The sequence below is a fragment of the Halarchaeum rubridurum genome (assembly GCF_014647115.1).
GTDB lineage: Archaea > Halobacteriota > Halobacteria > Halobacteriales > Halobacteriaceae > Halarchaeum > Halarchaeum rubridurum.
On sequence record NZ_BMOO01000001.1, the window covers coordinates 364,126 to 387,948 of the forward strand.

25 protein-coding genes and 1 tRNA gene are annotated in these 23,823 nt (G+C 69.2%); 12 read left to right on the forward strand and 14 right to left on the reverse strand.

The genetic code is table 11. From position 1 onward, the window contains the following. Nucleotides 1-41: 41 nt before the first annotated feature. Together IEX84_RS02005 and IEX84_RS02010 are read right to left on the reverse strand one after the other, a co-directional pair. Complete coding sequence (locus IEX84_RS02005; RefSeq protein WP_188869299.1) at nucleotides 42-791, reverse strand: histidine kinase; 750 nt, start codon at nucleotides 789-791, stop codon at nucleotides 42-44. Between the two features lie 93 nt (nucleotides 792-884). Beyond that, complete coding sequence (locus IEX84_RS02010; protein WP_188869300.1) at nucleotides 885-2,330, reverse strand: sensor histidine kinase; 1,446 nt, start codon at nucleotides 2,328-2,330, stop codon at nucleotides 885-887. Nucleotides 2,331-2,528: 198 nt separating this feature from the next. Here IEX84_RS02010 and IEX84_RS02015 point away from each other — a divergent pair, with 198 nt between their 5' ends. From IEX84_RS02015 to IEX84_RS02025, 3 genes are all read left to right on the forward strand, one after another. Continuing rightward, nucleotides 2,529-3,014 (forward strand): type IV pilin, encoded by a 486-nt coding sequence (locus IEX84_RS02015; RefSeq protein ID WP_188869301.1) that lies wholly within the window; start codon nucleotides 2,529-2,531, stop codon nucleotides 3,012-3,014. A 269-nt stretch (nucleotides 3,015-3,283) separates the two neighbouring features. Then, nucleotides 3,284-3,748, forward strand: a complete 465-nt coding sequence (locus tag IEX84_RS02020; RefSeq protein ID WP_188869302.1) for a type IV pilin — start codon at nucleotides 3,284-3,286, stop codon at nucleotides 3,746-3,748. A gap of 6 nt (nucleotides 3,749-3,754) precedes the next feature. Then, nucleotides 3,755-4,231, forward strand: a complete 477-nt coding sequence (locus IEX84_RS02025) for a type IV pilin (protein ID WP_188869303.1) — start codon at nucleotides 3,755-3,757, stop codon at nucleotides 4,229-4,231. Between the two features lie 223 nt (nucleotides 4,232-4,454). Here IEX84_RS02025 and IEX84_RS02030 read toward each other — a convergent pair. The 3 genes from IEX84_RS02030 to IEX84_RS02040 form a co-directional block, all read right to left on the reverse strand. Further along, a tRNA-Pro gene (locus IEX84_RS02030) sits at nucleotides 4,455-4,527 on the reverse strand. Nucleotides 4,528-4,577: 50 nt separating this feature from the next. Further along, nucleotides 4,578-5,174 carry a tRNA (pseudouridine(54)-N(1))-methyltransferase TrmY gene (trmY, locus tag IEX84_RS02035; RefSeq protein WP_188869304.1) on the reverse strand — a complete coding sequence of 199 codons (597 nt, stop codon included), beginning with the start codon at nucleotides 5,172-5,174 and terminating at the stop codon, nucleotides 4,578-4,580. Between the two features lie 46 nt (nucleotides 5,175-5,220). Next, complete coding sequence (locus tag IEX84_RS02040) at nucleotides 5,221-6,207, reverse strand: DUF7544 domain-containing protein (RefSeq protein ID WP_188869305.1); 987 nt, start codon at nucleotides 6,205-6,207, stop codon at nucleotides 5,221-5,223. 83 nt (nucleotides 6,208-6,290) lie between these two features. On the opposite strand from IEX84_RS02040, the gene IEX84_RS02045 reads away from it, so the two are divergent. From IEX84_RS02045 to nucS, 3 genes are read left to right on the forward strand one after another with little or no spacing between them, the layout of a single operon-like run. Then, nucleotides 6,291-7,577, forward strand: coding sequence for a tRNA pseudouridine(54/55) synthase Pus10 (locus tag IEX84_RS02045; RefSeq protein WP_188869306.1), 1,287 nt, complete (start codon nucleotides 6,291-6,293; stop codon nucleotides 7,575-7,577). Next, a complete protein-coding gene (gene rnhB, locus IEX84_RS02050; RefSeq protein ID WP_188869307.1) occupies nucleotides 7,577-8,227 on the forward strand; it encodes a ribonuclease HII in 651 nt (216 codons plus the stop codon). The genes IEX84_RS02045 and rnhB overlap by 1 nt, the downstream gene beginning before the upstream one ends. 34 nt (nucleotides 8,228-8,261) lie before the next feature. Next, nucleotides 8,262-9,041 carry an endonuclease NucS gene (gene nucS / locus IEX84_RS02055; RefSeq protein ID WP_188869308.1) on the forward strand — a complete coding sequence of 260 codons (780 nt, stop codon included), beginning with the start codon at nucleotides 8,262-8,264 and terminating at the stop codon, nucleotides 9,039-9,041. Between the two features lie 78 nt (nucleotides 9,042-9,119). Here the strand turns inward: nucS and IEX84_RS02060 are convergent, their stop codons facing one another. The 5 genes from IEX84_RS02060 to IEX84_RS02080 all read right to left on the reverse strand — a co-directional run bounded on the left by IEX84_RS02060 (nucleotide 9,120) and on the right by IEX84_RS02080 (nucleotide 13,224). Beyond that, nucleotides 9,120-10,709, reverse strand: a complete 1,590-nt coding sequence (locus IEX84_RS02060; protein ID WP_188869309.1) for a preprotein translocase subunit SecD — start codon at nucleotides 10,707-10,709, stop codon at nucleotides 9,120-9,122. Then, nucleotides 10,710-11,585: a protein translocase subunit SecF gene (gene secF, locus IEX84_RS02065; RefSeq protein ID WP_188869310.1), complete on the reverse strand. Its 876-nt coding sequence runs from the start codon at nucleotides 11,583-11,585 to the stop codon at nucleotides 10,710-10,712. It lies immediately after the preceding gene. Between the two features lie 76 nt (nucleotides 11,586-11,661). Next, a complete protein-coding gene (locus IEX84_RS02070) occupies nucleotides 11,662-12,273 on the reverse strand; it encodes a metal-dependent hydrolase (protein WP_188869311.1) in 612 nt (203 codons plus the stop codon). A gap of 49 nt (nucleotides 12,274-12,322) precedes the next feature. Next, nucleotides 12,323-12,703 (reverse strand): hypothetical protein, encoded by a 381-nt coding sequence (locus IEX84_RS02075; RefSeq protein WP_188869312.1) that lies wholly within the window; start codon nucleotides 12,701-12,703, stop codon nucleotides 12,323-12,325. Between the two features lie 50 nt (nucleotides 12,704-12,753). Beyond that, on the reverse strand, nucleotides 12,754-13,224 hold the full coding sequence (locus IEX84_RS02080; RefSeq protein ID WP_188869313.1) for a DUF5812 family protein: 471 nt from the start codon (nucleotides 13,222-13,224) through the stop codon (nucleotides 12,754-12,756). Nucleotides 13,225-13,336: 112 nt separating this feature from the next. Between IEX84_RS02080 and IEX84_RS02085 the strand changes: the two genes are divergently transcribed. Continuing rightward, nucleotides 13,337-14,620: a glucose-6-phosphate isomerase gene (locus IEX84_RS02085; protein WP_188869314.1), complete on the forward strand. Its 1,284-nt coding sequence runs from the start codon at nucleotides 13,337-13,339 to the stop codon at nucleotides 14,618-14,620. Continuing rightward, the gene (locus IEX84_RS02090) at nucleotides 14,617-15,351 is read left to right on the forward strand and encodes a CPBP family intramembrane glutamic endopeptidase (RefSeq protein WP_188869315.1); all 735 of its coding nucleotides are present in this window, start codon (nucleotides 14,617-14,619) and stop codon (nucleotides 15,349-15,351) included. Before IEX84_RS02085 ends, IEX84_RS02090 begins: the two co-directional genes overlap by 4 nt. A gap of 1 nt (nucleotide 15,352) precedes the next feature. Here IEX84_RS02090 and IEX84_RS02095 read toward each other — a convergent pair whose 3' ends face one another. The 3 genes from IEX84_RS02095 to IEX84_RS02105 form a co-directional block, all read right to left on the reverse strand. Then, nucleotides 15,353-17,224 carry a CocE/NonD family hydrolase gene (locus IEX84_RS02095; RefSeq protein WP_188869316.1) on the reverse strand — a complete coding sequence of 624 codons (1,872 nt, stop codon included), beginning with the start codon at nucleotides 17,222-17,224 and terminating at the stop codon, nucleotides 15,353-15,355. A 105-nt stretch (nucleotides 17,225-17,329) separates the two neighbouring features. Next, the gene (locus IEX84_RS02100; protein ID WP_188869317.1) at nucleotides 17,330-17,788 is read right to left on the reverse strand and encodes an NOB1 family endonuclease; all 459 of its coding nucleotides are present in this window, start codon (nucleotides 17,786-17,788) and stop codon (nucleotides 17,330-17,332) included. Continuing rightward, nucleotides 17,788-18,033 carry a PRC-barrel domain-containing protein gene (locus tag IEX84_RS02105; protein WP_188869318.1) on the reverse strand — a complete coding sequence of 82 codons (246 nt, stop codon included), beginning with the start codon at nucleotides 18,031-18,033 and terminating at the stop codon, nucleotides 17,788-17,790. The genes IEX84_RS02100 and IEX84_RS02105 overlap by 1 nt, the downstream gene beginning before the upstream one ends. A gap of 169 nt (nucleotides 18,034-18,202) precedes the next feature. On the opposite strand from IEX84_RS02105, the gene IEX84_RS02110 reads away from it, so the two are divergent. Together IEX84_RS02110 and infB are read left to right on the forward strand one after the other, a co-directional pair. Further along, a complete protein-coding gene (locus IEX84_RS02110) occupies nucleotides 18,203-19,093 on the forward strand; it encodes a DMT family transporter (RefSeq protein WP_188869319.1) in 891 nt (296 codons plus the stop codon). A 68-nt stretch (nucleotides 19,094-19,161) separates the two neighbouring features. Then, the gene (gene infB / locus IEX84_RS02115) at nucleotides 19,162-20,955 is read left to right on the forward strand and encodes a translation initiation factor IF-2 (RefSeq protein ID WP_188869320.1); all 1,794 of its coding nucleotides are present in this window, start codon (nucleotides 19,162-19,164) and stop codon (nucleotides 20,953-20,955) included. A 92-nt stretch (nucleotides 20,956-21,047) separates the two neighbouring features. On the opposite strand, the gene IEX84_RS02120 is transcribed toward infB, so the two are convergent. After that, complete coding sequence (locus IEX84_RS02120) at nucleotides 21,048-22,382, reverse strand: DNA methyltransferase (protein ID WP_188869321.1); 1,335 nt, start codon at nucleotides 22,380-22,382, stop codon at nucleotides 21,048-21,050. 215 nt (nucleotides 22,383-22,597) lie between these two features. Here IEX84_RS02120 and IEX84_RS02125 point away from each other — a divergent pair, with 215 nt between their 5' ends. Both IEX84_RS02125 and IEX84_RS02130 read left to right on the forward strand, forming a co-directional pair. Next, on the forward strand, nucleotides 22,598-22,948 hold the full coding sequence (locus IEX84_RS02125) for an ArsR/SmtB family transcription factor (protein ID WP_188869323.1): 351 nt from the start codon (nucleotides 22,598-22,600) through the stop codon (nucleotides 22,946-22,948). A 114-nt stretch (nucleotides 22,949-23,062) separates the two neighbouring features. Then, entirely contained in the window at nucleotides 23,063-23,821 is a 759-nt protein-coding gene (locus tag IEX84_RS02130; protein ID WP_188869325.1) for a hypothetical protein, read from the forward strand. Nucleotides 23,822-23,823: the final 2 nt, after the last annotated feature.

Genomic DNA, 23,823 nt, shown 5'->3' on the forward strand with positions numbered 1-23,823 from the left:
GGCGAGGAGAGGGCGCGGACGGGGATACGTCCCCCGCTCTCTCAGAGGGTGTACGCGACGTAGTCGGCGATGTCGTCGACGAGGTCGTCGCGGCTCGTCCAGAACCCCGTCCAGCGTTTTTCCTCGGTCCGATAGGCCGCGAGCGCCGACCCGCCGCCGTCCGGGCGATGGTGGACGACGAACCACCCGCGGCGGAAGTCGGAGCCGTACCCCCCGTGAATCGTCACGCCGACGCTCTCCGGCGGAACCCAGTCCGGGACCCCGTAGACGTGGACGTCGAGGTCGCTGTCGCCGAGCGTGTCGTAGACGGCGCGCGTCCCGGACTCGTCGCGGATGCGCGAGAGGTACTGGAAGGCGGAACGCAGCCGACCCTCGCCAGACAGCCACGCGTCGCGCTCGATGGCGCGCGAGACGGCGATGAGCAGGAGTTTGTCCGTCTCCGAGGCGGGGTAGCCCCGGACGTCGAAGCGCGTCTCCTCGATTTCGGTGAGCACGGTCGGGAGTTCGGCGTCGGCGAGCGTGCGCGCTCCCGTCGAGAACAGGTCGGAGTTCACCAGCAACACCGACTGCATCACGTCTTCGAGGGGCGAGGTGGCGACGACGTCGCCGTCCCGCACGAGGAGGACGACGTCGTGTGCACCGTCCGGGATGGCGGACTCCTCGACGTGGACCGGTTGGTCCTCGAAGAGCCGCGAGAGCATCCGCTGGACCGGCCGGGGTTGGTCGCGGTTGACCACGACCAGCGACGACCGGGCCCCCTCGACCCGGTCGAAGAACCGTGCGATGGACATGCCGCCGAGATTTCCAGGTGCAGAGACAAAAGCCGTTCGTGTCGGGTCGTGGGCGGGGTCGCCGGGGGCGCGACACCCGGACGCGACGACGAGTCAGGCGTCGGGCGGGTCGGCCCGCGGGACGCGGAGGTGGACGGTCGTCCCCGTCTCGCAGTCCTCGAAGGAGAGGCGGCCGTCGGCGTCCGTCGCCGCCCACTGCGCGAGCCACAGCCCGAGGCCGTCGAGGTGACCGAGCTGGTCGTGGTCGCGCTCGCCCGTGATGAGCTCGCGCGTCGCCGGGTCGATACCCGGGCCGTCGTCCGTGACGGCGACGTCGACGAACCCGTCGTCGTCGAGGGCGGCCGTCACGCGGACGGCGGGCGCGTCCGCGTCGTTGTGCGTCACCGCGTTCTCGACGAGCGCCTCGATGGCCATGCCGAGCGCGCTCGTCCCCGAGGCGAACAGGTCGGGGCGGCAGGCGACCTCGTAGTCGGCGTGGGGATGGCGAACCCGGACGCTCTCGACCGCGTCCTCGACGAGCGAACCGACGGGCTGGGGGCGCGTCTCGACGTCGTCGGACGCCACCGCGGCCTCGATTTCGTAGGCGCGCTCGCTGAGAGAGACGAGGTCGTCGGCGGCCACGGAGAGGTGTTCGAGCAGTTCCCCGCACTGCTCGACGTCCCGGTCGCGGAGGCTGTCCGCGTTCCCGGAGATTATCGTCAGCTTGTTCCGGAGGTTGTGCCGGATGACGCGTCTGAGGACGTCGAGGCGCTCCTCGCGCTGGCGGTCGTCCGTCACGTCGATGTAGACGTCGACGTCGCGCTCGGCGTCGGGTTCCTCGACGAGCGGCGAGTCGAGGCGGACGAACTCGCGCTGGCCGCCGCGGGTGCGGAAGGTGAGCGACGCCGCCACCCAGTCGGCGTCGGTCGGCGTCTCGCGGGGGAGCGACCCGGTACCGTCGTCGTGCTCGACCGCGAACTCCGCGAGCGGCCGCCCGGCGACGTCCGCCTCATCGACGTCGAGGGCGGCCTCGAAGGCGGGGTTGACGAGTTCGACCCGACGCGCGCCGTCGCGGGAGACGACGCCGAACACCGGGTCGGGGACGTTCTCGAAGAGCGCGGAGAACCGGTCGTGGAGCCGCCGCGAGAGCCGGCGTTCGTGGGCGTATTTCGAGAGGTAGAGACCGAGGAGGGCGCTGATGACGAGCGCGGCGGCGAGCATGCTCGTGAGGATGTAGAGCGGTTGGAAGCCGCGTTGGTACTGCTGGAAGAACGCCTCCCAGAGCGCGATGGCGAGAATCGACGTCGCGCCCGCCGCCATCGACACCAACACGTAGTGCGCGACGTGCGAACAGTCCTCGCAGCGGTATATCCACACGCCGAGGCCGACGAGGACGAGTTCGGCAGCACCCGGGAGGAGGGACTCCAGCACGGAGACGGTCGCGCTGTCGCCGCGCACGAGGACGTTCTCGACGGCGTTGAAGACGGTGATGGAGAAGAACGTCGCGCCGAGTCCCGCGGTAATCGCGCCGGCGACCCGGGCCCCGTTGTCTGACTGCACTACCGGGGGCTTCGTGGCCGGATACTAAAAGCGGAAGGGCTAGTCGCGGGCGACCCGGTACGTCCGCGAGCGGCAGAAACCGCCACGACGCGGTCGTTCAGCGACCGGATTGGCGATTCAGATAAATACCGACCGTGACCAAGTGACGACCAACGCCCGCACGCCGCCGCGGCGGGGCGGGGCGCAAAAGGGAACACGATGCAACTCACACCACTCCTCGACGACGACCGCGGTGTCTCGCCGGTCATCGGCGTCATCCTGATGGTCGCCATCACGGTCATCCTCGCCGCCGTCATCGGCACCTTCGTCCTCGGCCTCGGCAGCAACGTCGGTAACAACGCACCCAGCGCCACCTTCAGCTACGACTACGAGAACTTCAGTACCGCGAGCGACGTCCAGGTCATCACGGTAACCGACCAGGGCGGCGACGCCATCGAGACCGAGACGCTGAGCGTCAGCGTCGGCGGCGCGACGTACTACGCGGCCGGGAGCGACGCCGACGGTAGCGACGACGTCGACGCCACCGGCTGGGACGACACGACCATCAGCGCCGGCGATACGCTCACGCTGACGGAGAACGGCGCGGCGACGAACCCGTTCGACGCCGATGCCGACGTCCGGGTCATCTGGCAGTCCTCGGGTGGCTCCTCGTCCATCATCAGCACCTCGACGACGCCGAACTGACGCCGCGGGCTCGCGGCCGTTTTTCGCGCCCCTCGACGCCGAGACGCGCGCCGACCGTCACACCCCGGACCCGACCCACCGACACCGACACCGACTCTCGCGGCTCGTTTTGGCCGTCCTGTTTAAGTGTCCGGCAGAGTGACGACTCAACAACGTCGGAACATCGCAGAAGGCAGATGTCGACGGAGTCCACGAACGGACTCCACCGACCCACCCGTACGTCACCGGGGCGTGCATAAGACCTCTGCGGCCACTCCGACGCACACACCATGAAACTGACACAGCTCATCGACGACGACCGCGGCGTCTCGCCGGTCATCGGCGTCATCCTGATGGTCGCCATCACGGTCATCCTCGCCGCCGTCATCGGTACCTTCGTCCTCGGTCTCGGCAGCAACGTCGGCAACAATGCGCCGAGTGCGACGTTTAACTACGAGTACGGTCTCGGAGATAGCGACAGCGGCGTTAACGCGACCGTAACGATTACCAGCCAAGGCGGGGACAGCATCACTGGTTCTACATTAGAGAACCAAGTCTCAAACGGCGACGCGACGTACGGCACTACTGATGATTGGCCGGACACCGTGACGGCCGGGTCGAGCTCAACTTTCGAAAAGAGTGCCGGTAACAACACGAACGCCTCGTGGACTGGTGAGACGATTCAGGTCGTCTGGTCGTCCGAATCCGGCGGCTCCTCGTCGATCATCAGTTCCTCGACGGCCCCCAGCAACTAACCACCAATGGACCTGAAACAATTCCTTAGCGACGACCGCGGCGTCTCCCCCGTCATCGGCGTCATCCTGATGGTCGCCATCACGGTCATCCTCGCCGCCGTCATCGGCACCTTCGTCCTCGGCCTCGGTAGCAACGTCGGTAACAATGCGCCTAGCGCGACGTTCAACTACGACTACAGCGCCGCCGATACCTTCGGCGACGGTGAAGATACAAACGCATGGGTGAACATCACCGACCAAGGCGGTGACTCCATCGAAGCGAGCACGCTCTCCGTGTCCGTCGGAGACGTCACCGTCAATGACGTGACAACCGAAGAGAATGTCGTGAATTCGAGTTGGTCGGACCCCGTGACCGCAGGCGATACGCTCCGCCTCAACGAAGAGGAGAACTCGACGTTCGACGCCGATGCCGACGTCCAGGTCGTCTGGCAGTCCTCGGGCGGCTCCTCGTCCATCATCAGCTCCTCGACGACCCCGCAGTAACGAACGAACCGGCCCCCACGGGCTGACTCGCGTTTTTTCTCGCCGCCGCGAAATCCCGACAGCGTGACTCGGGTCCGCGTCGTCGCGCCCGGAGAATACGGACCGGCGGCTCCGCTGGCGTGAAAGCGAAGCGACCATCGCGCACGTCGGCGGCGGGTCGTCACGCAGACCGCCCGAAGCGGCCGCTATCTGTTGATGGATACCCGGAAAGGGATGCGGGAAGTGGGCCGGCGCGAATTCGAATCGCGGTTACGGCCACCCGAAGGCCGAAGGATACCAAGCTACCCCACCGGCCCGCACCTTTTCGAAGGGGTGCGTCGCCTTTAACGCTTCCGAAAGGGCGGACTCAGTAGTGCGTGTAGCCGTCGGTGTCGAGGTAGTTGTGGGCGACGGTAATCGTGTGGTCGGCGTGGAGGACCTCGGGGCCGACGCGGACGCGTTCGTCGCTCGCGTCGGCGAGGAGCGACGCTTCGGCGTCGGTGAAGTCGCGGTGGTCGGAGAGGACGAACACGGGGTCCGCGGGCGGTTCGACGTCGGCGAGCGGCGCGCCGTCTTCGTGGAGTTGGACGACGGTGCCGTCGCGCGCGGCGGCCTCGACGGTCGGTTCGAAGCCGCGCTTCGAGACGTAGACGCCGGGGGAGGGGGCGGCCTCGCGGTGGCCGATGGCCCGCGATTTGGCCTCGATGGCTTTGCGGAGCATCCCGGCGATGTTGCGCTCGTCGGGGTTGAGGTAGCGAATCTCGCTCCCCTCGAAGCGGACGGTGAGTTCGTCGGCGAGGACGAGGCTGACGCGGACGTCCTCGCGGACGCCGTGCGAGAGGAAGAGGGCCGCGCCGACGCAGCGACAGAGGACGTCGAGGCGGCCCGCGCCGCCGGCGAGGTCGGAGAGGTCGAAGTCGGCCGTCGTGGGGGCGTCGTGGCCGTGGACGACGAAGTGGCGCATACGGGGAGTGGCGGCGCTGCGGGCTTGAATCCCGCGGAGTGCGCGTCTACGCCTCGCGCGCGGCGAGGCGCTGGTCGGCGACGAGCGCCAGCGCGGGGGCGGTGTCGCCGAGGAGGAGGAGGGCGTAGTAGCGCAGCGCGGCCTGCACGGGGGCGGTGACGAGGCCGACGCCGAGGAGGAAGGCGAGCGCGCCGAGCAGGAGGCCGACGCCGAGCCACGCCCACGCGAGGACGCCGCTCGCGCCCGCGAGGACGAACGGGAGGCCGAAGACGAGGCCGACCGGGAGGGCGACGGCGAACGCGACGATGGCGACGCCGATGGTGACGAGCACGCCGCCGGCGAGCGAGAGGGCGAAGTTCAGGACGACGAAGACGCCGTACTCGCTCGGGTTCGCGCGGACGACCCCGAGGAGGCGACGCCACGCGGTGAGGACGCCGACGTCTTCGTGGTACATTATCGGGACGACGAACGCGCGCGTGAAGCCCGAGACGACGGACGCGAGGAGCGCGAGGAGGCCGACGACGGGCAGGAGGAGGAGGAAGAGGACGCCGACGGGGAGGCCGGCGAGCAGCGGGCCGACGGTGAGAACGAGCGCGAGGAGGACGACGAGGCCGAGTGCGACCTCGAAGGCGAGGACGCGGACGCCGTCGCGCCAGTGGGCGGCGAACGGCCGGCGGACGGTGACGGCGCGTTCGACGAGCGCGTCGACGAAGACGAACTGGAACGTCGCGGAGACGGCCCCGAGGACGAGAGCGAGGGCGACGAGGGCGGCGACGACGGCGACGACCGTGGCGGCGTCGAGCGCCGGGAGACCGCCGGGTGCCATGCCGGAACCGGGACCGGGACCGGGACCGCCGGTCGGGCCGGGACCGCCGAAATCGGACGACCACGTGAACGAGGACGCTCCGGCGGTGCCGCCGGAGAGCAGGGCTATCAGGGCGAGTTTCAGCCACTCCCGCGGCGCGAGACCGCGGCAGAAGGCGACCGTGACGGAGACCGCGTCGTCGATGTCGTCGACTGCGTGGAGGGACACACGTGGTCGGTTGGGGGCCGACGAGGTAACGGTTTCCCCGCGAAACCGAAGGCTTCCTCCCGGCGCGCGACGATACGGCGCGTATGAGTCTCCTTGAGGACGCGCGGGCCGTCGTCGAGAACGGCCCGGTCTGCGACGCCTGTCTCGGCCGGCAGTTCGCCGACCGGAGTTTCGGGCTGACGAACGCCGAACGGGGCGCGGCGCTGCGGGTGAGCGTCGAGCTCGACGCCGACGACCCGCACGAGGACGTCGCGCCCGCGGACTGCTGGGTCTGTGAAGGCCTCTGTGCGACGTTCGACGAGTGGGCGGAGCGCGCCGTCGCGGCGCTCGACGACGTCGAGTTCGCCACCTACCAGGTGGGGACGCGCGCGCCGCCGCTCGTCGAGGAGAACGAGGCGCTGTTGCGCGAGAGCGCCGGCATCGCGGAGGGCGGCGAACCCTTCAAGTCCGAGTTCAACCGCGAGGTCGGCAAGCGCGTCGGCGAGCGGACCGGCACGGACGTCGACTTCGAGCGCCCGGACGTCCTCTTCGTCCTCGACGTCGACGACGAGTCCGTGGACGCGCAGGTGAATCCGGCGTTCGTCTACGGGCGCTACCGGAAGCTGAGTCGGGAAATCCCGCAGACCGAGTGGCCGTGTCGGGAGTGCAACGGGACGGGGCGACGCGGCGGCGAGCCCTGCATCCACTGCGACGGCACGGGGTACATGTACGAGGAGTCGGTCGAACAGCTCGTCTCGCCGCCGATTCTGGAGGCGATGGAGGGCGACGACTCGTCGTTCCACGGGGCGGGGCGCGAGGACATCGACGCGAAGATGCTCGGGACCGGGCGGCCGTTCGTCGTCGAGGTGAAACACCCCCGAACGCGCTTCCCGGACGTCACGGCGCTCGAAGCGGAGATCAACGACGGGACGGGGAAAGTCGAGGTCGAGGGCCTGCGCCTCGCCACGTACGACATGGTCGAGCGCGTGAAGGAGCTCGACGCCTCGAAGACGTACCGGGCGCGCGTGCGGTTCGACGAGCCCGTGACGGCGGACGACTTCGCGGAAGCGCTCGACGAGCTCGACGGCGCGACCATCGAGCAGGACACGCCCGAGCGCGTCTCGCACCGCCGCGCGGCGAAGACCCGCGTCCGCGAGGCCTACGCGGTGTCGGGCGAGCTGGCGGACGAGACGCACGCGACGGTCGAGATACACGGCGAGGGCGGCCTCTACATCAAGGAGCTCGTCTCCAGCGACGAGGGCCGGACGACGCCGTCGCTCGCCGGCCTCCTCGGTACCCCGTGTCACGTGACGGAACTCGACGTGCTCGCCGTCGAGGGCGAGGACGAGCCCTTCGAGGACCCCGACTTCTTCCTCGACACCGGGGCGTGATGACGCGACGGTTCGGCGTCGACGAGGCCGGGAAGGGGCCCGTCCTCGGGTCGATGTTCGCGGCGGCGGTCGTCTGCGACCCCGCCGTCCTCCCCGAGGGCATCCGGGACTCGAAGCGCCTCCCGCCGGCGCGACGCGAGACGCTCGACGCCGCGATCCGCGACGTCGCGACCGTGGGCGTGGCCGAAATCACCGTCGCGGAGATCGACGCCCCGGCGACGGACATGAACACGCTCACCGTCGCGGCGCACGCGCGGGCGCTCGAAGCAGTGGGCGTCGAGGTCGACCTCGACGGGCTCGCGGGCGTCGTGGACGGCGGCGACGTGGACGCCGAACGCTTCGGGCGGCGGGTCGCAGAGCGCCTCGACGCCGACGTGGACCTCGTCGCGGAGCACGGCGCGGACGACGCCCACGAGATCGTCGGCGCGGCGAGCGTCGTGGCGAAGGTCGCACGCGACGACCACGTCGACGCGCTCGCCGCGACGTACGGTGAGGTCGGGAGCGGCTATCCGGGCGACGCGACCACCCGCGCGTTCCTCCGCGAGCACGTCCGCGAGCACGGGTCGCTCCCGGCGTGCGCGCGCGAGTCGTGGCAGACGTGCGACGACGTGCTCGCGGCCGCATCGCAGTCCGCGCTCGACGACTTTTAACGGTTTTACGCGTGGGCCGCGTCCCACGCGGCGAATGAGTACGGAACGCTACGCGTCGCCGGACGCGGAAACCGTGGCGCGGGTGATCGACGAGGCGCTCCACGCGGGCGCGCTCGTCACCGCGGAGGTGCGCTGCGAGGTCGAGTACGACGGCCGGACGAGCGGCTACCTCGGGCCGGGCGACCGCCTGCTCGTCGCCAAACCCGACGGCACCGTCCTCGTTCACAAGCCGGCGAACCACAAGCCCGTGAACTGGATGCCCGCCGGTGGCACCGTCACGGCGTCCGTCGGCGACGCCTCGGGCGAGCCGGTGGTCGTCGCGCGCCGGACGAACCCCCGCGAGCGCGTCGAGGTGCGCGTCCGCGAGACGTACGGTCTGACGCGCTTCGACGCCGACGACACGGCCGAGTACGAGGAGTCCGGCACCGAAGCCGAGATGCACGACTACATCGCGGCGAACCCCGAGGAGGTGGAGGAGGGCCTGCGGATCGTCGAGCACGAGCGCGAGACGAAGTACGGCTACCTCGACTTCTACGCGAGCGACGCCGAGGGGACGCCGGTCGTCATCGAGGTGAAGCGCGTGCAGGCGACGCTGACGCACTTCGACCAGCTGAAGCGGTACATGGACCTCTTCGCGGGCGACGAGGACGACGTCGACGGGACCGAGCGCGCGGTCCGCGGCATGCTCGTCGCGCCGTCGGCCTCGGCGCGCGTGAAGCGGGCGTGTCGCGACGCCGGCCTGGAGTTCGTCGCGCTCCCCGACTTCGAGACGGAGGCCGCGGGGACGAACGCGTCGCTCGCGGACTTCGAGTAGCGGGGCGGGGAGCGGCGAGGCGGAGGGAAAAAGCGAGCGGCGAAAAGAGCGCGCGTGCGGTGGCTTCGGCGCGGGGCGTCAGTTGTCGTCGGTGAGCAGGTAGCGCAGGATGTCACCGTAGGCGGGCCGCGTGAGCAGCACGCCGACGAGGACGCCGAGGATGGTGACGATGGCGAACCCGCGGAGGTCACCGAGCGAGAGGACGGCGAGCGGGCTCATGGCGACGATGGTCGTCGCGGCCGCACCGCCGATTATCCAGAAGGCCTTGCGGAAACGACTCTGGAAGACCCGGTCGGAGGAGACCTGCTCGGTGGTGACCTCGTCGGCGATGATGACGAGGTCGTCCACCCCCGTCCCGATCACCGCGATGAACCCCGCGATGTGCGAGAGGTTCAAGGAGAGGCCGGCCAGGGAGCTGAAGCCGAGGAGGATGACGACCTCGCTCAGCGCCGTGACGAGCATCGGGGCGGCGATCTTCGCGCGCCCGTAGCGGAAGTAGACGACGAGGCTGACGGCGAGCGCGGCGATGAGCCCCGTGAGGAAGCTGAGGGGCTTGAAGCGCTCGGCGAGCGACGCGTCGATCTGGTAGACGTCACCGCTCTCGATGTCGAGGGAGGCGGGGAGCGCGCCGGCGCGGAGGTCGATGGCGATCTGGCGGGCCTCGCTCATCGAGTTCGTCTGGAGGACGAAGGAGTTCGTCGTCTGGAAGTCGCCGCGCTCGATGGAGCTGGCGAGCGTCTCGCCCATCCCGTACGTCCCGACGACCTCGCTGTCGCGGGTCGTTATCAGGCAGTATTCGTCGCCGGGCGTGCCGTTCGGGTACTGGCAGTTACTGATGCCGGCGCTGCTCGTGTAGCCGTAGCGCTGCATCGCCTCGGCGAAGGACGCCCCGCCCTCCTCGGTGAGGGTTATCGGGACGACCGGCACCGAGCCGAAGGAGCCCTGCTGCATCCGGGCGTCGCTGACGCGCCGGATGTCCTCGTTCGTGAGGACGGTGTCGTTCGTCTGTGCGCTCGCGTTCGCCGGGTGGTAGGCGAGGACGGCGACCTGCCCACGACTACTCACGAGGTCGCGGACCTCGGAGAGGTCGGCGTTCGGCACCTCGACGACGATGTAGTGGGCGTCGCCGCCGACGGTGGACTGCACGGAGACCTGCGCCCCGGAGAACCCGAGGGAGTTCACCTTGTTGGAGAGCGTCTCCACGATTTCGTCCCGCGTGGCGGCGGTGACGCCGTCGCGGACGGTCGCGCTCTCGGCGTCGAGGCCGGCGGCACCGAGCGCGCTGCGGAACTGGCTCGGCGTGACGTTCGCGAACACCTCGACGGTGTCCTCGCCGCCCGCGCTGTCGGCGAGGCGGAGGCGGACGTCGGCCGAGGAGACGTTGTCGAGGTCGTCGGCTATCGTCGTGGCGATGGTCGAGCGTTCACCCGCGTCGCTCGGCAGCGTGACGTTCTCGGCGGTGAGCCCGACGACGGGCGCGCGGACGCGCGTCCCGCCGGAGAGCTGAAGGCCGTACTGGAGGTTCGTCGGGCCGCCGCCGGCGGTCGCGTTCTCCGCGGGGGCGCTTCCGACGACGGGGCCGGCACCGGGGACGAAGAGCGCGCCGAGGCTCCCGAGGACGAGGACGACGAGGAGGGCGACCCGCCAGTTCGAGCGGACGTCGACCATCTACCGGCTCACCCCCTCGAACTTGTACCAGCGAAGCAGACTGAGGTTGAGCATGTAGGTGTTCATGAGGTCGGTGGCGAGACCGAAGACGAGCACGAGCCCGATGCTCGTGAGGAGTTCGATACCGAAGGCGTAGGCGACGACGGCCATGACGGCCATCGCCACGAGCGAGGTGACGGTCATCGTCACACCGGTCTTCATCGCCCGGTCGACGCTCTCGTAGAAGCTCCCGGAGCGTCGGAGGACGTGGTTCGTGAGGAGGATGTCGGAGTCCACGGAGTACCCGATGAGCATCAGGAGCGCGGCGACGGTGCCGAGCGAGAGCTGGATGCCGAAGACGTTCATCAGGGCGACGGGGATGACGATGTCGCCGAACGCGGAGAGGACGACGGCGCCGCTCGGGACGGCCGTCCGGAAGAGGACGAAGACGATGATCGCCATCCCGACGAAGGAGCCGAGCAGCCCGAGGAGCGCGAAGCGCTGGGACTGCGCGCCGAAGGTCGCGGACGTGCTGGTCGTGGAGACGACCTCGTAGCCGGCCGAGCGCGCCTGGCTCTGGAGGGTGCTCGCGTCGGCCCCGGAGCCGAACGTGGCGACGTACGTGTCGGGGCGCGAGGGGATGGAGCGAACCGCGGAGACCGGCGTCGAGAACGCCTGACGAACCGCGTCCTGCGAGGCCGCCTGTGCGGACGTGGCGTGAATCGTGAGTTCCGTCCCGCCCGTGAACTCGAGGCCGAGCGAGACCGGCGTACCGTTGAGGACGTACCACGCGGCGAGCACCAGCAACGCGAGGGCGAGCACGGCGAGTGGCACGCCCGCGAGCTGCCGGTTCGAGTACCGGGTGTAGTCCACCTCCGGAACGTCGAACGAGGGCATATGCGTTCGAATAGCGGTACGGTTTCGGATAAGACTTCGCTTATGTCGGCGGCGTCGGGGCCTGACCTCCCAAGTATCACCGGATGTCGCCGACGAACCGGTCCGGGACGTGATCGACGATACCGTCGGGCGTCGCCGCGACGAGTCGCTCGGCGAGCGCGACCATCGGCTTGCGAACCGCCGCGTACCCCACCGAGACGACGACGCCGGCGACGACGAGCGACCGGAGCGTCCCGGTCGCCGCGAGGTAGCCCGGCACGGCGAGGACGAAGCCGACGAGCGCGTCCTCGGGCGCGCCGTCGTAGCGAATCAGCCGACGGGGACGCCACCAGCGGCCCCGAACGTGGTCGTAGACGGCGCGCTCGCTCGTCCCCTCCCACGGTCGGAGTTCGAGGCCGCCGCCGAGGGCGTCGCTGGCGGCGTGGAGCGCCGCCGCGAGCAGGAAGACCGCGACGGCGAGCGCGAGCGTCGTGCCGAGGAGGGCGTACGCGCCGACGCCGAGGAGCGCCGCGAACGACCCGTAGACCGGGAAGTGCAGCGTCTTTCGGTGGCCGGCGTAGAGGTCGAAGTCGGGGAAGAGGCCGCCGAACGCCCCGGCGGCGAGGACGAGCGGCGCGGCGTCGCCCGTGAGCGTGCTCGCGGCCGCCCCGACGAGCAGGCCGGCGAACGCGTGCGTCGTCGCCATCATGACGGTGTCGTCTACGGGAGGTCAGAACAAAAGCGCGTCGCCACGTCGACTACGGCGCGACGGTGGCCTCGCCGTAGAGGACGACCGAGGGAAGGAGGAGACCGACCGTGAGGAGCGCGAGCGCGCCGAACGCGAGCGCGCGCCGCCGCGTGGTCGACGTGAGTGTCGCGTGGCCGGCTAGCGCGAGGAGCGCGACCTGCACCGCGAGATCGAGGAGACCGGCCGGGCGGCCGGCCGCGCCGTCGACGACGGAGAGCAGCAGAGCGGCCGAGCAGCCGGTCAGCGTCGCCGCGACGGCCGTCGGGCGTGTCCGCGCTCCGGCCGCGGAGACGACGATTCCGGTCAGCGCGACGTTGCAGGCGACGCGGGCGACGACGAGGGCGGCGACGACCGCGGGGTTCGACCAGCCCCCGAGGGGCCACGGGACCATACGTGTGACTCGTCGTATCGCGTCTTCACGGTTCGGGTCGGAGAAGCGCGCTACGGCAGGTACCGGACGTTTATCAGGCCGGGTTCGGAGCGGACCTCGACGCGGCGCGCGCCGACGCGGGCCGCGCGCTCGACCGTCGCCTGGTCGTCGACGACGTCCGCGACGGCGTCCTCGGTGTCCGACTCGGGGACGGCGAGGACGTGAATCTCGCCGTCGCCGGCGCGCTCGGCGGTGGCGAGGTCGCCCTCGGGGAGCCCCTCGGCCAGCTCGCGGGCCTGCTGGGTGGGAGCCTCCTCGCTGGCGAAGACCTCGACGGTGTAGCGCTCGGCCACCTCGACGACGGAGTACGTCACCTCCATCGGGGGGTCGGGCGAGACGGTCGCCTCGACGACCTCGCCGGCCTCGACGCCGGGGTTGTCCGAGAGGGTGTGGACCTGGCCGCCGTGGACGTCCGTGAGCATCGCCGAGGAGTCCTCGGCGTGCGTCACGAGGTACGTGCTCGACTTCTCCTGCTCGCTCATACCCGTCCTTGGCCGCTCGGCCTTTTCCGGGTTTCGCCGCGCGCGGGCCGCAGCGGGCGGCGCACGCCACCGATGGACAACCCTCTTGGCGGCGGCGCGTCCCTGTGCGCGTATGGACATCGACATCGGCAACGCGCTCGACGCGGTCGCCGCGCCCGGCGTCTCCCGGGACTACCTCGACCGGCTGGACGAGCGCGTCGCCGACGCACACGAGCGCATCGAGCGCGGCATGGCCGACGACGAGTTCGGCTACGCGGCGCTGAACCTCCCGGCGCGCGTCGACACGGCGGCGATACGCGACGCCGTCGCGCCGCTCGCGGACGCCGAGACCGTGCTCACGGTCGGCATCGGCGGGAGCGCGCTCGGCGCGGCGACGCTCACCGACGCCCTCGACACCGACGGCGACGCGTACTACCTCGACAACGTCGACCCGGCGCAGGTATCGACGCTCCTCGACGACCTCGACCTCGAATCGACCGCGCTGAACGTCGTCTCCCGCTCCGGGACGACCGCGGAGACGCTGGCGAACTTCCTCGTCGTCCGCGAGGCCTACGAGGAGCGCGGCGTCGACTGGACCGAGCGCACCCTCGTCACGACCGGCGAGTCGGGCAACCTCCGGGACCTCGCGGCCGAACACGACCTCCCAGTTCTCCCCGTCCCCGACGGCGTCCCCGGGCGCTTCTCCGCGCTCTCCACCGTCGGCCTCGCGCCCGCGGCGATACTCGGCGTCGACATCGAGGCCGCCGTCGACGGCGCGCGACGCGAACGCGACGCCCTGACGGGGTCGCTCTACGAGACGCCCGCGTACGCTTACGGCGCGCTCACGTACGCGCTCGCCGCGCGCGGCGCGAACGCGAACGTCGTGATGCCCTACCACGAGTCCCTGGAGACGTACGCCGAGTGGTACGCCCAACTGAGCGCCGAGAGCCTCGGGAAGGAGGGCCTCGGCCAGACGCCGGTGCGCGCGCTCGGTGCGACCGACCAGCACAGCCAGCTCCAGCTCTATCGAGCCGGCCCGAACGACAAGCTCGTCACGTTCGTCCACGCGCGCGACGGCCCCGACGTCGACATCCCCGAGACGGAGCTGGCGGGCCTCGACTACCTCGCGGGCGCGTCGCTCGGCGACCTCCGCGACGCCGAGTTCGAAGCGACGGAGGCCAGCCTCGCCGACGTCGGCCTCCCGAACGTCCGCGTGGAGATAGAGCGCGTCGACGCCGCCTCGCTCGGCGGGTTGCTCTACGGCATGGAGGCCGCGACCGTCCTCGCCGGCGAGCTCTACGGCGTCGAGACGTTCACCCAGCCGGCCGTCGAGTGGGGCAAGGAGGTCGCCCGCGACCTCCTGGGCGGCGCGGAGGCGCTCGACGAAAAGGAGACCCTCCGCGTCACCCGCGAGTGAGCGCCGCCGCGTCGACCCCGGACCGGCGCGCGCGCCTCGGCGCGCTCTGCGTCGTCGTCGCCCTCGCCGTCACGGGCCTGCTCGCGGGAACGCTCGTCCAGCTCGTCGTGACGTCCATCCTGCGGGCGTTCGCCCCGCCCGACGCCCTCCGGCTCGCCGTCGCGCAGTCGGGGTTCGCGCTCGCGCTCGCGTTCACCGCGCTCGGCTACGTCGTCGTCACGCGCCGACCCCTGACGTACTTCGACGTCCGCCTCGATAAGCGCGGCGCGCTCTGGGCGGGCGGCGGCCTCCTCGCCATGTTCGGCGTCCTCGCCGCGACGGGCGTCCTCGCGGGCGCGCTCGGCGTCGGAAACGCGACGCACGGTACCGTCGCCGCGATACGCGAGACGCCGTGGCTCGGCCTCCTCCTCGTCCCCGTCTCCCTGCTGTTCGTCGGGCCGGGCGAGGAACTACTGATGCGCAACGTCGTCCAGAAGCGCCTCTACAGTGCCTTCTCGCGTCGCGGCGCGCTCTTCGTCGCCAGCGTCGTCTTCACGCTCGTCCACCTGCCCGCGTATGCGACGCCCGGCGCGGGCGCGCTCGCCCTCGGCGTCACGCTCGCGCGGCTCTGCTGTGTCGCGCTCGTCCTCGGCGTCGTCTACGAGCGCACCGACAGCGTCGTCGCGGCCGCGCTCGCCCACGGCGGCTACGACGCGGTCCAGTTCGGCGCTCTGTTCGTCGCCTCGGTCTGACTCAGAGCGTCCCCGCCGTCACCGGAATCTCGATCCGCGAGGGCCGGTCCTCGTCGTGGTAGACGCGCTGGTCGGCCGTCGTGAGGTCGCGCTCGCCCGCGGTCGCCGGCACCGCACCCGTGTTCGGGTTCCGGTCGAAACGCGGGAAGTTGCTGCTCGTGACGTCCAGCCGGATGCGGTGGCCGGCGTCGAAGGTGTGGGCCGTGTGGCGGATGCGGATCGAGAGCTCCTGCACCGAGCCGGGCTCCATGAGCTCGGGGTCGGTGAGCGAGTCGCGAAAACGCGTCCGCACGCCGCCCTCCGCGACGTTCAGCGCCGTGCCGTCCGGGTGGACGTCGACGAGCTTCGCCGTGAAGTCCGTGTCGGGCGCGGAGCTGGAGACGAACAGCGTCAGCTCGCTCCGGCCGGCGACGGAGACCGGGCCGTCGAGGGCCGGCGTGCTGTAGACGAGCACGTCCGGGCGCCCCTCGATGCCGGACTGGTCGCTGATACCCGGCGAATCCGCCTGCAGGAGGACGCTCGTTCCCCCGGTCGTCGGTACGGGGTCCCGGGGGTCGTAGGTGTACGCGTCGGCCGGCTGGCGTTCGAGGGGCATGTCCCGTTCGAGGGTCCCGTCGTCGGCGCTCGCGCCCGCGTCGCCCCCGCTGTTGAGGTAGAGGTCTGTGCGGGTGGGGGACGGTGGCCACTCGTCGGCCTCGCGCCACTCGTTCTCGCCCATCTGGAAGTAGCGTACCTTCGGGAGCGACGCGACGCGCTCGCTCGTCGAGTCGGTGAGCCAGTGGTCGAACCAGTCGAGCGCGAGGCCGGCGACGGCGGCCTGCGACGAGCTCCCCTCGCCGAACTCGTGTGCGCCGATGGCCGTCGCGTCCGTCCCGTAGGTGAGGTGCGTCCACGGCCCCATTATCATGTGGTGGTTCTCGCGGACGTCCTCGTCCGCCGCCGACTCGATGGCGTCGTAGACGTCGCTCATCCCGCCCTTGAAGGCGTCGTACCAGCCGCCGACGTGGAGAATCGGGACGGAGACGGAGCCGATCTGCTGGGGGATGCTCACCCGGTTCCAATACTCGTCCTTCGTGTAGTGGTGGAGGTAGCGCTTCCAGAACGGAACGACCTCGTTTATCTGGGAGACGTCGGTGAGCGGCAGCTGCTCGTACCCCTCCTCGTGGACGTTCGCCACGAGGTCGTCGAGGCCGTCGCGGAGCGCCGCCTTTCGCGCGTCGGGGACGTCCAGGCGGTCCACGGTGTCCGCGGAGTTCGTCGCCAACCACGAGAGGAGGTTCCCCATTTCGAGGAGGCCGCCGGACTGGTAGCCGAGTTGGTCGTAGTCGTACCAGGAGGGAATCTGGGGGAGGATTGCCTCCAGCGACGGCGGGTCCTCGACGGCCGCGAGCCACGTCGTCATCCCCATGTAGGAGAGCCCGAGCATCCCGACCGACCCCGTGCTCCACGGTTGGGCGGCCGCCCACTCGATGGTGTCGTAGCCGTCCGGCCCCTCCTCGAAGACCGGCTCCCAGTCCGCGCTCCCCTCCGAGGCGAAACGCCCGCGGACGTCCTGCACGACGACCGCGAACCCGCGCTCGACGGCGGGCCGGATACCCGTGACCGGGGCCGAGGCGTCCTTGCCGTACGGGGTGCGATAGACGAGCGTCGGGTACGAGCCGTCACCGCTCGGCCGGTAGACGTCGGTCGCCAGCCGGACGCCGTCGCGCATCTCGACCATGACGGTCTCCTGCGGGTCGGGTCGGTCCGAGGCGGCCTCGGCACCGCCCGTCAGTACGTCGCCGAACGCGGTTCCACCGACCGCGGCCGCCCCGGCACCGACGCCGAGGAGGTGGAGGAACCGCCGGCGGTCCATCGACAGCGAATCTGTCATGAACTATGTGCATTATTCTACCATGATAAGTGTTCGCCCGCAGTACGTAGTGAGCGCCGTCGGGACGAGCGCGGGAGAGCGGGCTGCGTCGATGGGGGACGGGGACTAGTTCGGGTTCTTCCGCGCGAGGTCGGAGCCACAGACCGGGCAGCGCTCGCGGTCCTCGTCGAACTCGCGGCCGCAGCCCTGACACTGGAAGTTCCAGTCGCGGCGCTCGGTGATGCCCTCCTTCGAGACGCCCTCGACGGCGAGGTCGAGGGCGTCCGCGACGTTCTGCATCGCGTAGTCGTCGGTGACGAGCACCGCGTCGAGTTCGAGCGCCGCGGCGAGGACGCGCACGTCCGTCTCGGAGAGGACGTCGGCGTCGCCGGTGCGCGTCGCGGCGTCCTCGACGCGCCGAACCGCGGCCTCGTCGGGGACGTGGACGCGCATCCCCGACCCTTCGAGGGCGGTGAGCCGGTAGCTCGCGGCGTCCTGCAGTTCCGCACGGACCTCGGGGACGGTCGCCGCCGGTCCGTCGACGTCGTACTCGTCGATGAACGCCGACGAATCGAGGACGTGCACTAGCGCTCGATGACGATGTAGTCCTTGACGGCCTGCACGCGCCCGACGGGGATGCGATAGCGTCCGTGGTCGTCCGTCGGGAAGTCGAGCGTGATCTGGTTCGTCTCCTCCGTCTGCTCGACGAGGAGGTCGGAGAGCGACCCGCTCTTGAGGTTCATCGTGATGTTGTACAGCATCCCGAGTTCGGTCCCGTCGGACCCCATGACTGCCTTCCCGGAGAGGTTCTCGGCGAGGATGTCGGCCATACCCGTGTCTGTGGCCGCGGGCGGTCTTAAAACCTCCACACCGTCGCGTCGCGGGGCGCCGCGGCGCGCGAGCGACGCGCGTCACCGGGCCGGCGTGCCGGCGCACCGAGTCGGTGGCGCGCGCCGTCGTCCGCGAGCGTTAAGCACCGCCGACACGCACGTCCGGCGAATGGCCGACACGCTCATCGGTGCCGCGTTCGCGGTGCTGGGCGCGCTCTGTCTCGCCGTCCAGAGCCTCACCATCAGGCTCGGCACGAAGACGCACCGCGTCACGGACGTCGTCGCGGCGATGTTCGCCGTCAACCTCCTCGTGCTCGTCCCCCTCGCGGGCGTCGCCGGGTACCCGGACTACGGGCTCACGCCCGGCGGCGTCGCCGCGTTCGCCGTCGCCGGCCTCCTCGGCTCGCTCCTCGCGCGCTTCTGTTACTTCCACGGCATCGCGCGCCTCGGGGCCAGCCGCGCCGAACCCCTCAAAGCGCTCTTCCCCGTCTTCGCCGGCGGCGTCGCGGTGCTCGCGCTCGGGGAGTCGCTCTCGCTCGCGCTCGCCGCGGGCGTCGCGCTCCTCGTCCTCGGCGGCGCGGTCGTCGCCCTCGATTCCCGGGCGACCTCGGCGACCGCGTCCGGCCAGCGGCTCCGGGCCGACCTCGCCTACCCGCTCGCCGCCGCGCTCCTCCTCGGCGTCGACCCCGTCTTCACCAAACTCGGGCTGGCGACGGGGACGACGCCGCTCGTCGGCCTCACCGTGCGCGTCGTCGCCGCGACGCTCGGCTTCCTCGCGTACCTCGGGTGGCGGCGCGTCCGCGACGGCGTCGGGTGGCGACCGCGCGCGAACCGCTGGCTCGTCGCCGCGAGCGTCGCCAACACCGGCTACCTCGGCGCGTACTACGCGGCGCTCGACCGCGCCCCCGTCGCCGTCGTCACGCCCCTGCTCGGCGTCAGCACGCTGTTCGTCGTCGCCGGCGCGGCGCTCTTCCTCCAACGCGAGGAGCGCGTGACGGCGCGCCTCGGCGTCGCGGCGGTGCTCGTCGTCGCCGGGGCCGCGCTCGTCGTGCGCGGGTGAGGGTATCGGGGGATTTACCTGTCCCTACCTGCTGCGTTCGGGTAACAGCCGTTCTGGCGTGGGTTTCAATGTCGGGAGATACACAACACGGGGGACTCAGAACCCCCATCGTCGCGGTTCTCGGGCACGTCGACCACGGGAAGACGAGCCTGCTGGACAAGATTCGGGGCTCCACCGTCATCGAGGGCGAAGCGGGGGCCATCACGCAACACATCGGCGCGACCGCCGTCCCCCTCGACGTCGTGAGCGAGGTCGCGGGGAGCCTCGTCGACCCCACGGAGTTCGACCTCCCCGGGCTCCTCTTCATCGACACGCCCGGCCACCACTCGTTCACGACGCTGCGCTCGCGCGGCGGCGCGCTCGCGGACATCGCCATCCTCGTCGTCGACGTGAACGACGGCTTCCAGCCCCAGACGGAGGAGGCGATCAAGATTCTCGCGGACTCCCAGACGCCGTTCGTCGTCGCCGCGAACAAGGTCGACACGGTCCCGGGCTGGCAGGTCCACGAGGACGCCCCCATCCAGCAGAGCCTGGAGGCCCAATCCGAGCGCGTCGAGCAGCAGTTCAACGAGAAGCTCTACGAGATAATCGGCGAGCTCTCCGACGCCGGCTTCACCTCCGACTTCTACTGGCGCGTCCAGGACTTCCGCTCGAACGTCGGCGTCGTCCCCGTCTCGGCGATGACGGGCGAGGGCATCCCCGACCTCCTCGCCGTCCTCATGGGCCTCGCGCAGCGCTACATGAAGGAGGACATGGAGATCGACGTGCAGGGCCCGGGCGCGGGCACCGTCCTCGAAGTGAAGGACGAACAGGGCTTCGGGACGACGCTCGACGTCATCCTCTACGACGGCACCGTCCGCGCCGACGACACCATCGTCGTCGGCGGCGTCAACGGCCCCATCGTCACGGACGTCCGCGCGCTCCTCAAGCCCCGACCGCTCGCCGAGATACGCACCGAGAGCCGCTTCGAGAAGGTCGAGGAGATCGCGGCCGCGGCCGGCGTGAAGATCGCCGCCCCGGACCTCGACGACGCCATCGCGGGCGCGCCGATCCGCGCCGTCCGCGGGCGCGACCTCGACGACGTCATCAGCGAGGTCCAGGCGGAACTCGCGGAGGTCGCCGTCGACACCGGCGAGGAGGGCGTCGTCGTGAAGGCCGACACCCTCGGGAGCCTGGAGGCGATGGCGAACGCCTTGGAGGAGGCCGAAATCCCGATCATGCGCGCCGAAGTCGGCGACATCGCCCCGCGCGACGTCGCGATGGCGACCACCGTCGAGGAGGAGGAGTACCGCGCCATCCTCGGCTTCAACGTCGACACGCTCGGCGACGCCGCCGACCGCGCCGAGCAGGACGACGTCGAGGTGTTCCGCAGCGACGTCATCTACCAGCTCGTCGAGGAGTACGAGGCGTTCGTCGAGGACATCGAGCGCCGCCAGAAGGAGGCCGTCTTCGAGAACGTGATGCGCCCCGCGCGCTTTCGCATCCTCACGGACCACGTCTTCCGCCAGTCCGACCCCGCCGTCGTCGGCGTCGAGGTCCTCTCGGGCACCCTCAAGCGCAACACGCCCGTTGGCTACTTCGACGGCAACGAGATCGAGCGCGTCGGCGTCGTGAAGGGCATCCAGGACCAGGGCGAGGACGTCGACGAGATTCGCGCCGGCAACGAGGCCGCCGTCAGCATCGACGGCCCCACCGTCGGCCGCGGCATCGACGAGGGCGACGAACTCTGGGTCGACCTCCCCGAGAAACACGCGAAGGTCCTCGAACAGGAGCTCTTGGAGGAAATCCCGATGGACGAACGCGAAGCCCTCCACCAGTACCTCGAAACCCAGCGCAAACGCGACCCCTTCTGGGGGAAGTAGAACCGGGAGATGGGCAGAAAGGTGTGCCCCGGCCGCGTCCCGGGAGACGGCGGGTGACGTGAGTGGGTGACACCGACACGCGATGGCGATGGCTACTCGTCGGGTTTCGTCAGGACGAGGATGTTCTCCTCGACGTCGTCGTAATCGGCGGTCGTCGCGGCCATGTTACGCCACAGTCGAATCTCGGGCGCTTCGAACCCGACCCGGTTCTCGGCGAGTTCGGCGAGTATCTCCGCCGTCTCGACTTCGACTTGCCAGTACGAACCCGAGTCGCCGACGACGTAGGCCGCCTTGCCGCCGGGAGCGAGCACGTCGTACACCTGCTCGAAGTGGTGTTGCATCCCCGCAAAGTACTCGGTGATGACTCGTGGGTAGTACTTCCCGAAGCCGTGTGAGATGTCCTCTTCCTCGAGAATCGTCTCCATCTCGCTGACGATGGCGTCCACTCGGTCGTTCGCTCGTATGTCGACCTGCTCGCCCTCGTCGTCGGCGACGTAGATGTTCTTCGTGTGCGAACGGATGTTCGCCTTCTTGATTCGCTGTAAGTCTTCGTTGTCGTCGGCGGCGTCGAGCCAGATGAGTTCGAGGCGCTGGTTTCGCGTGTAGTCGTGTTCGGCGGGATACGGGGGTGACGTGATAACGTAGTCCACTTCGCCGTCGTGTGCGTCCGCGTTCAGCAGTTCGGATTCGTCACGAAGGACGTCCGCGAGTTGACGAGCGTCCGCGCGGAGTATCTCGGTGTCGCCCGGCTCGATTTCACCCGACTCGACGGCTGCTTGAACACGCTCGAGGTCCGCTTCGATGTCGGCGAGCTTGTTCTTGAAGAAACGGAACACGTCCGTATCGCCTTCCTGTGTTCGGTCACGGGTCGCTTCGGGCCCGAAGCGGACGTTACCGACGTCCTCGGGGAGAACCGCGATCATCGCCAGCTCGAACAAGTCGGTCACGTCGTCGTCCGGCAGCTCCTCGACGTGGTATTTGAGCACCGTCATCTTCTGCAGCGGCTTCTCGGAGAGCCACCCCTTCGGCGTCTTCTCCGGTTCGCTGAAGTCGTACGTGCTCAAGTCGACGTCCGTGCCACCCGATTCTCCGAACGAGTCGAGCGTCGTATTACCCTGTGAGGATATCTCGTCGAAGACCGGTCGAATCGTGCGCAGGAGCTCGGAGCGGCGCTCGCGGAACGCATCGAGGTCGACGTCCCAGTTCGTCTTGCAACGCGCGCTCAGCACGCTCGCGGGCGAGGTGTCCGTACCGATGCTGTCGATACCGAGTTTCTTCGCGGTGAGCGTGGTCGTACCCGTGCCGTTGAACGGGTCGACGACGAGGTCGTCCTCGCCGATACCGAACTCGTCCGCGAGGCCCGTGACGAGACGGTCGCTGTACGCGTAGACGAATCGGTACCAATCGTGGATGTCTACATCGTCCAAGCGACCGATGTTCGATGTGTGCTTCAAGTCGGGTGCCCCGTTAAGTTGGTCAGTAGGCATCGTTCTCTTTTAACGTTGTGTGATCAGCGAGCGGATAGTGTCTTCGGTTATACTCGGTTCAAGAGTCGAGAATCTGCGAATCTATTTAGAGTACAAACTCTTGTTTATTCGTGCTACTGCGAGGTGTTTTACACGAAGCGTCTGGAGTCAGGGTCGTGAGCGACGATCTCGAAGCGGAGGATTTCAGAGAGCAAGCGAAGGTGTTCAAGGCCCTCCAGTCGGAAGTGCGATTGAAACTACTGAAAGAGGTGAGCGAACGCCAACCGGTTTCGGCACCCGAGCTACACGACGCGTTCGAAGTCACGAAGGAGAGTATCAAGAAGAACCTCAATCAACTGGAAGAAGCCGGATTGCTCCGGTCATCACGGGAACGAGGACCGGGGAACCGACCGCGGGACGAGTTCGTCCTCGCGTACGGAGAGAGCGGGGTGATGGTGCAACTCGACGTCGTCCCCGACGACTACGACTTCTATCTCGGCGAGTCCGACGTGGCGTCACCACTCTGACGTTCAGTCGGTGCATAGAACCGAGTATCTTCGAAGGTTAACCGTAGTCGACTACGAATACATATAACCTATGCGGTGGTTTTAGCTCTCACTCACGGAAAGCCACAGCCACCGATGGCGAAATACGAACCGATCATCACGTGGGTGTTCGAACAGCAAGCCGAAGAGTACGGGACGGACGAGGAGATTCCATTCCACAGGGACCACATCGAGCAGGCGATGGAGGCGTTGGACATCCACGTCGGTAACGTACCGGACATTCCGTACGCGTACCGGAGTCGTCGGCCACTTCCCGACCAGATCGCACAGTATGGGTACACGGCAGTCGTCATCGACGACAAGCGGGAGGGTGAAGACCCGACGTATCTGTTCACGAAGACGGAGCAGTTGATACCCGTACCCGAGGTCGTGGACGAGACACACCGGACGAGCATCGACGCGCTCCCGGACCCCGTCCACGAGTACATCGGAAAAGACGAACAAGGGGTGTTGACACAGGTCCGGTACGCCGGACTGCTCGACGACTTCACGGGACTCGACACCTACCACCTCCAGTCGCATCTCCGGATGCGCGTCCGTGGGCGTGAGGCCGAACTGGACGACCTGTACGTCGGCGTCGACCCCGACGGCGACCACGTCGCCCTCGCCATCGAGGCGAAAGGGGACGGAGAGACCCTCAACAGGAACCAACTGATTCGAAACACCCGGGGTATCGAGGACGAACCGCGGTATCCCGACTCGGTGCGGACACTCGCCGTGAAACTGGACGAGGAGGGGTACTTCTACCTGTTCGAGTTCGAGGTGTTCCGAGACGGCGACGAGGACAGAGTGGAGACCGACCGGGTGTGGAAGTACGAGTTCGAGTCCGAGTGAGA

Bases quoted from the DNA above. Each gene is read 5' to 3' on its own strand.
- IEX84_RS02005 (WP_188869299.1), bottom strand. From the start codon at position 791: ATGTCCATCGCACGGTTCTTCGACCGGGTCGAGGGGGCCCGGTCGTCG.
- IEX84_RS02015 (WP_188869301.1), top strand. From the start codon at position 2,529: ATGCAACTCACACCACTCCTCGACGACGACCGCGGTGTCTCGCCGGTC.
- IEX84_RS02020 (WP_188869302.1), top strand. From the start codon at position 3,284: ATGAAACTGACACAGCTCATCGACGACGACCGCGGCGTCTCGCCGGTC.
- IEX84_RS02025 (WP_188869303.1), top strand. From the start codon at position 3,755: ATGGACCTGAAACAATTCCTTAGCGACGACCGCGGCGTCTCCCCCGTC.
- trmY (WP_188869304.1), bottom strand. From the start codon at position 5,174: ATGCGCCACTTCGTCGTCCACGGCCACGACGCCCCCACGACGGCCGAC.
- IEX84_RS02045 (WP_188869306.1), top strand. From the start codon at position 6,291: ATGAGTCTCCTTGAGGACGCGCGGGCCGTCGTCGAGAACGGCCCGGTC.
- rnhB (WP_188869307.1), top strand. From the start codon at position 7,577: ATGACGCGACGGTTCGGCGTCGACGAGGCCGGGAAGGGGCCCGTCCTC.
- nucS (WP_188869308.1), top strand. From the start codon at position 8,262: ATGAGTACGGAACGCTACGCGTCGCCGGACGCGGAAACCGTGGCGCGG.
- IEX84_RS02060 (WP_188869309.1), bottom strand. From the start codon at position 10,709: ATGGTCGACGTCCGCTCGAACTGGCGGGTCGCCCTCCTCGTCGTCCTC.
- secF (WP_188869310.1), bottom strand. From the start codon at position 11,585: ATGCCCTCGTTCGACGTTCCGGAGGTGGACTACACCCGGTACTCGAAC.
- IEX84_RS02070 (WP_188869311.1), bottom strand. From the start codon at position 12,273: ATGATGGCGACGACGCACGCGTTCGCCGGCCTGCTCGTCGGGGCGGCC.
- IEX84_RS02075 (WP_188869312.1), bottom strand. From the start codon at position 12,703: ATGGTCCCGTGGCCCCTCGGGGGCTGGTCGAACCCCGCGGTCGTCGCC.
- IEX84_RS02080 (WP_188869313.1), bottom strand. From the start codon at position 13,224: ATGAGCGAGCAGGAGAAGTCGAGCACGTACCTCGTGACGCACGCCGAG.
- IEX84_RS02085 (WP_188869314.1), top strand. From the start codon at position 13,337: ATGGACATCGACATCGGCAACGCGCTCGACGCGGTCGCCGCGCCCGGC.
- IEX84_RS02095 (WP_188869316.1), bottom strand. From the start codon at position 17,224: ATGACAGATTCGCTGTCGATGGACCGCCGGCGGTTCCTCCACCTCCTC.
- IEX84_RS02105 (WP_188869318.1), bottom strand. From the start codon at position 18,033: ATGGCCGACATCCTCGCCGAGAACCTCTCCGGGAAGGCAGTCATGGGG.
- IEX84_RS02110 (WP_188869319.1), top strand. From the start codon at position 18,203: ATGGCCGACACGCTCATCGGTGCCGCGTTCGCGGTGCTGGGCGCGCTC.
- infB (WP_188869320.1), top strand. From the start codon at position 19,162: ATGTCGGGAGATACACAACACGGGGGACTCAGAACCCCCATCGTCGCG.
- IEX84_RS02130 (WP_188869325.1), top strand. From the start codon at position 23,063: ATGGCGAAATACGAACCGATCATCACGTGGGTGTTCGAACAGCAAGCC.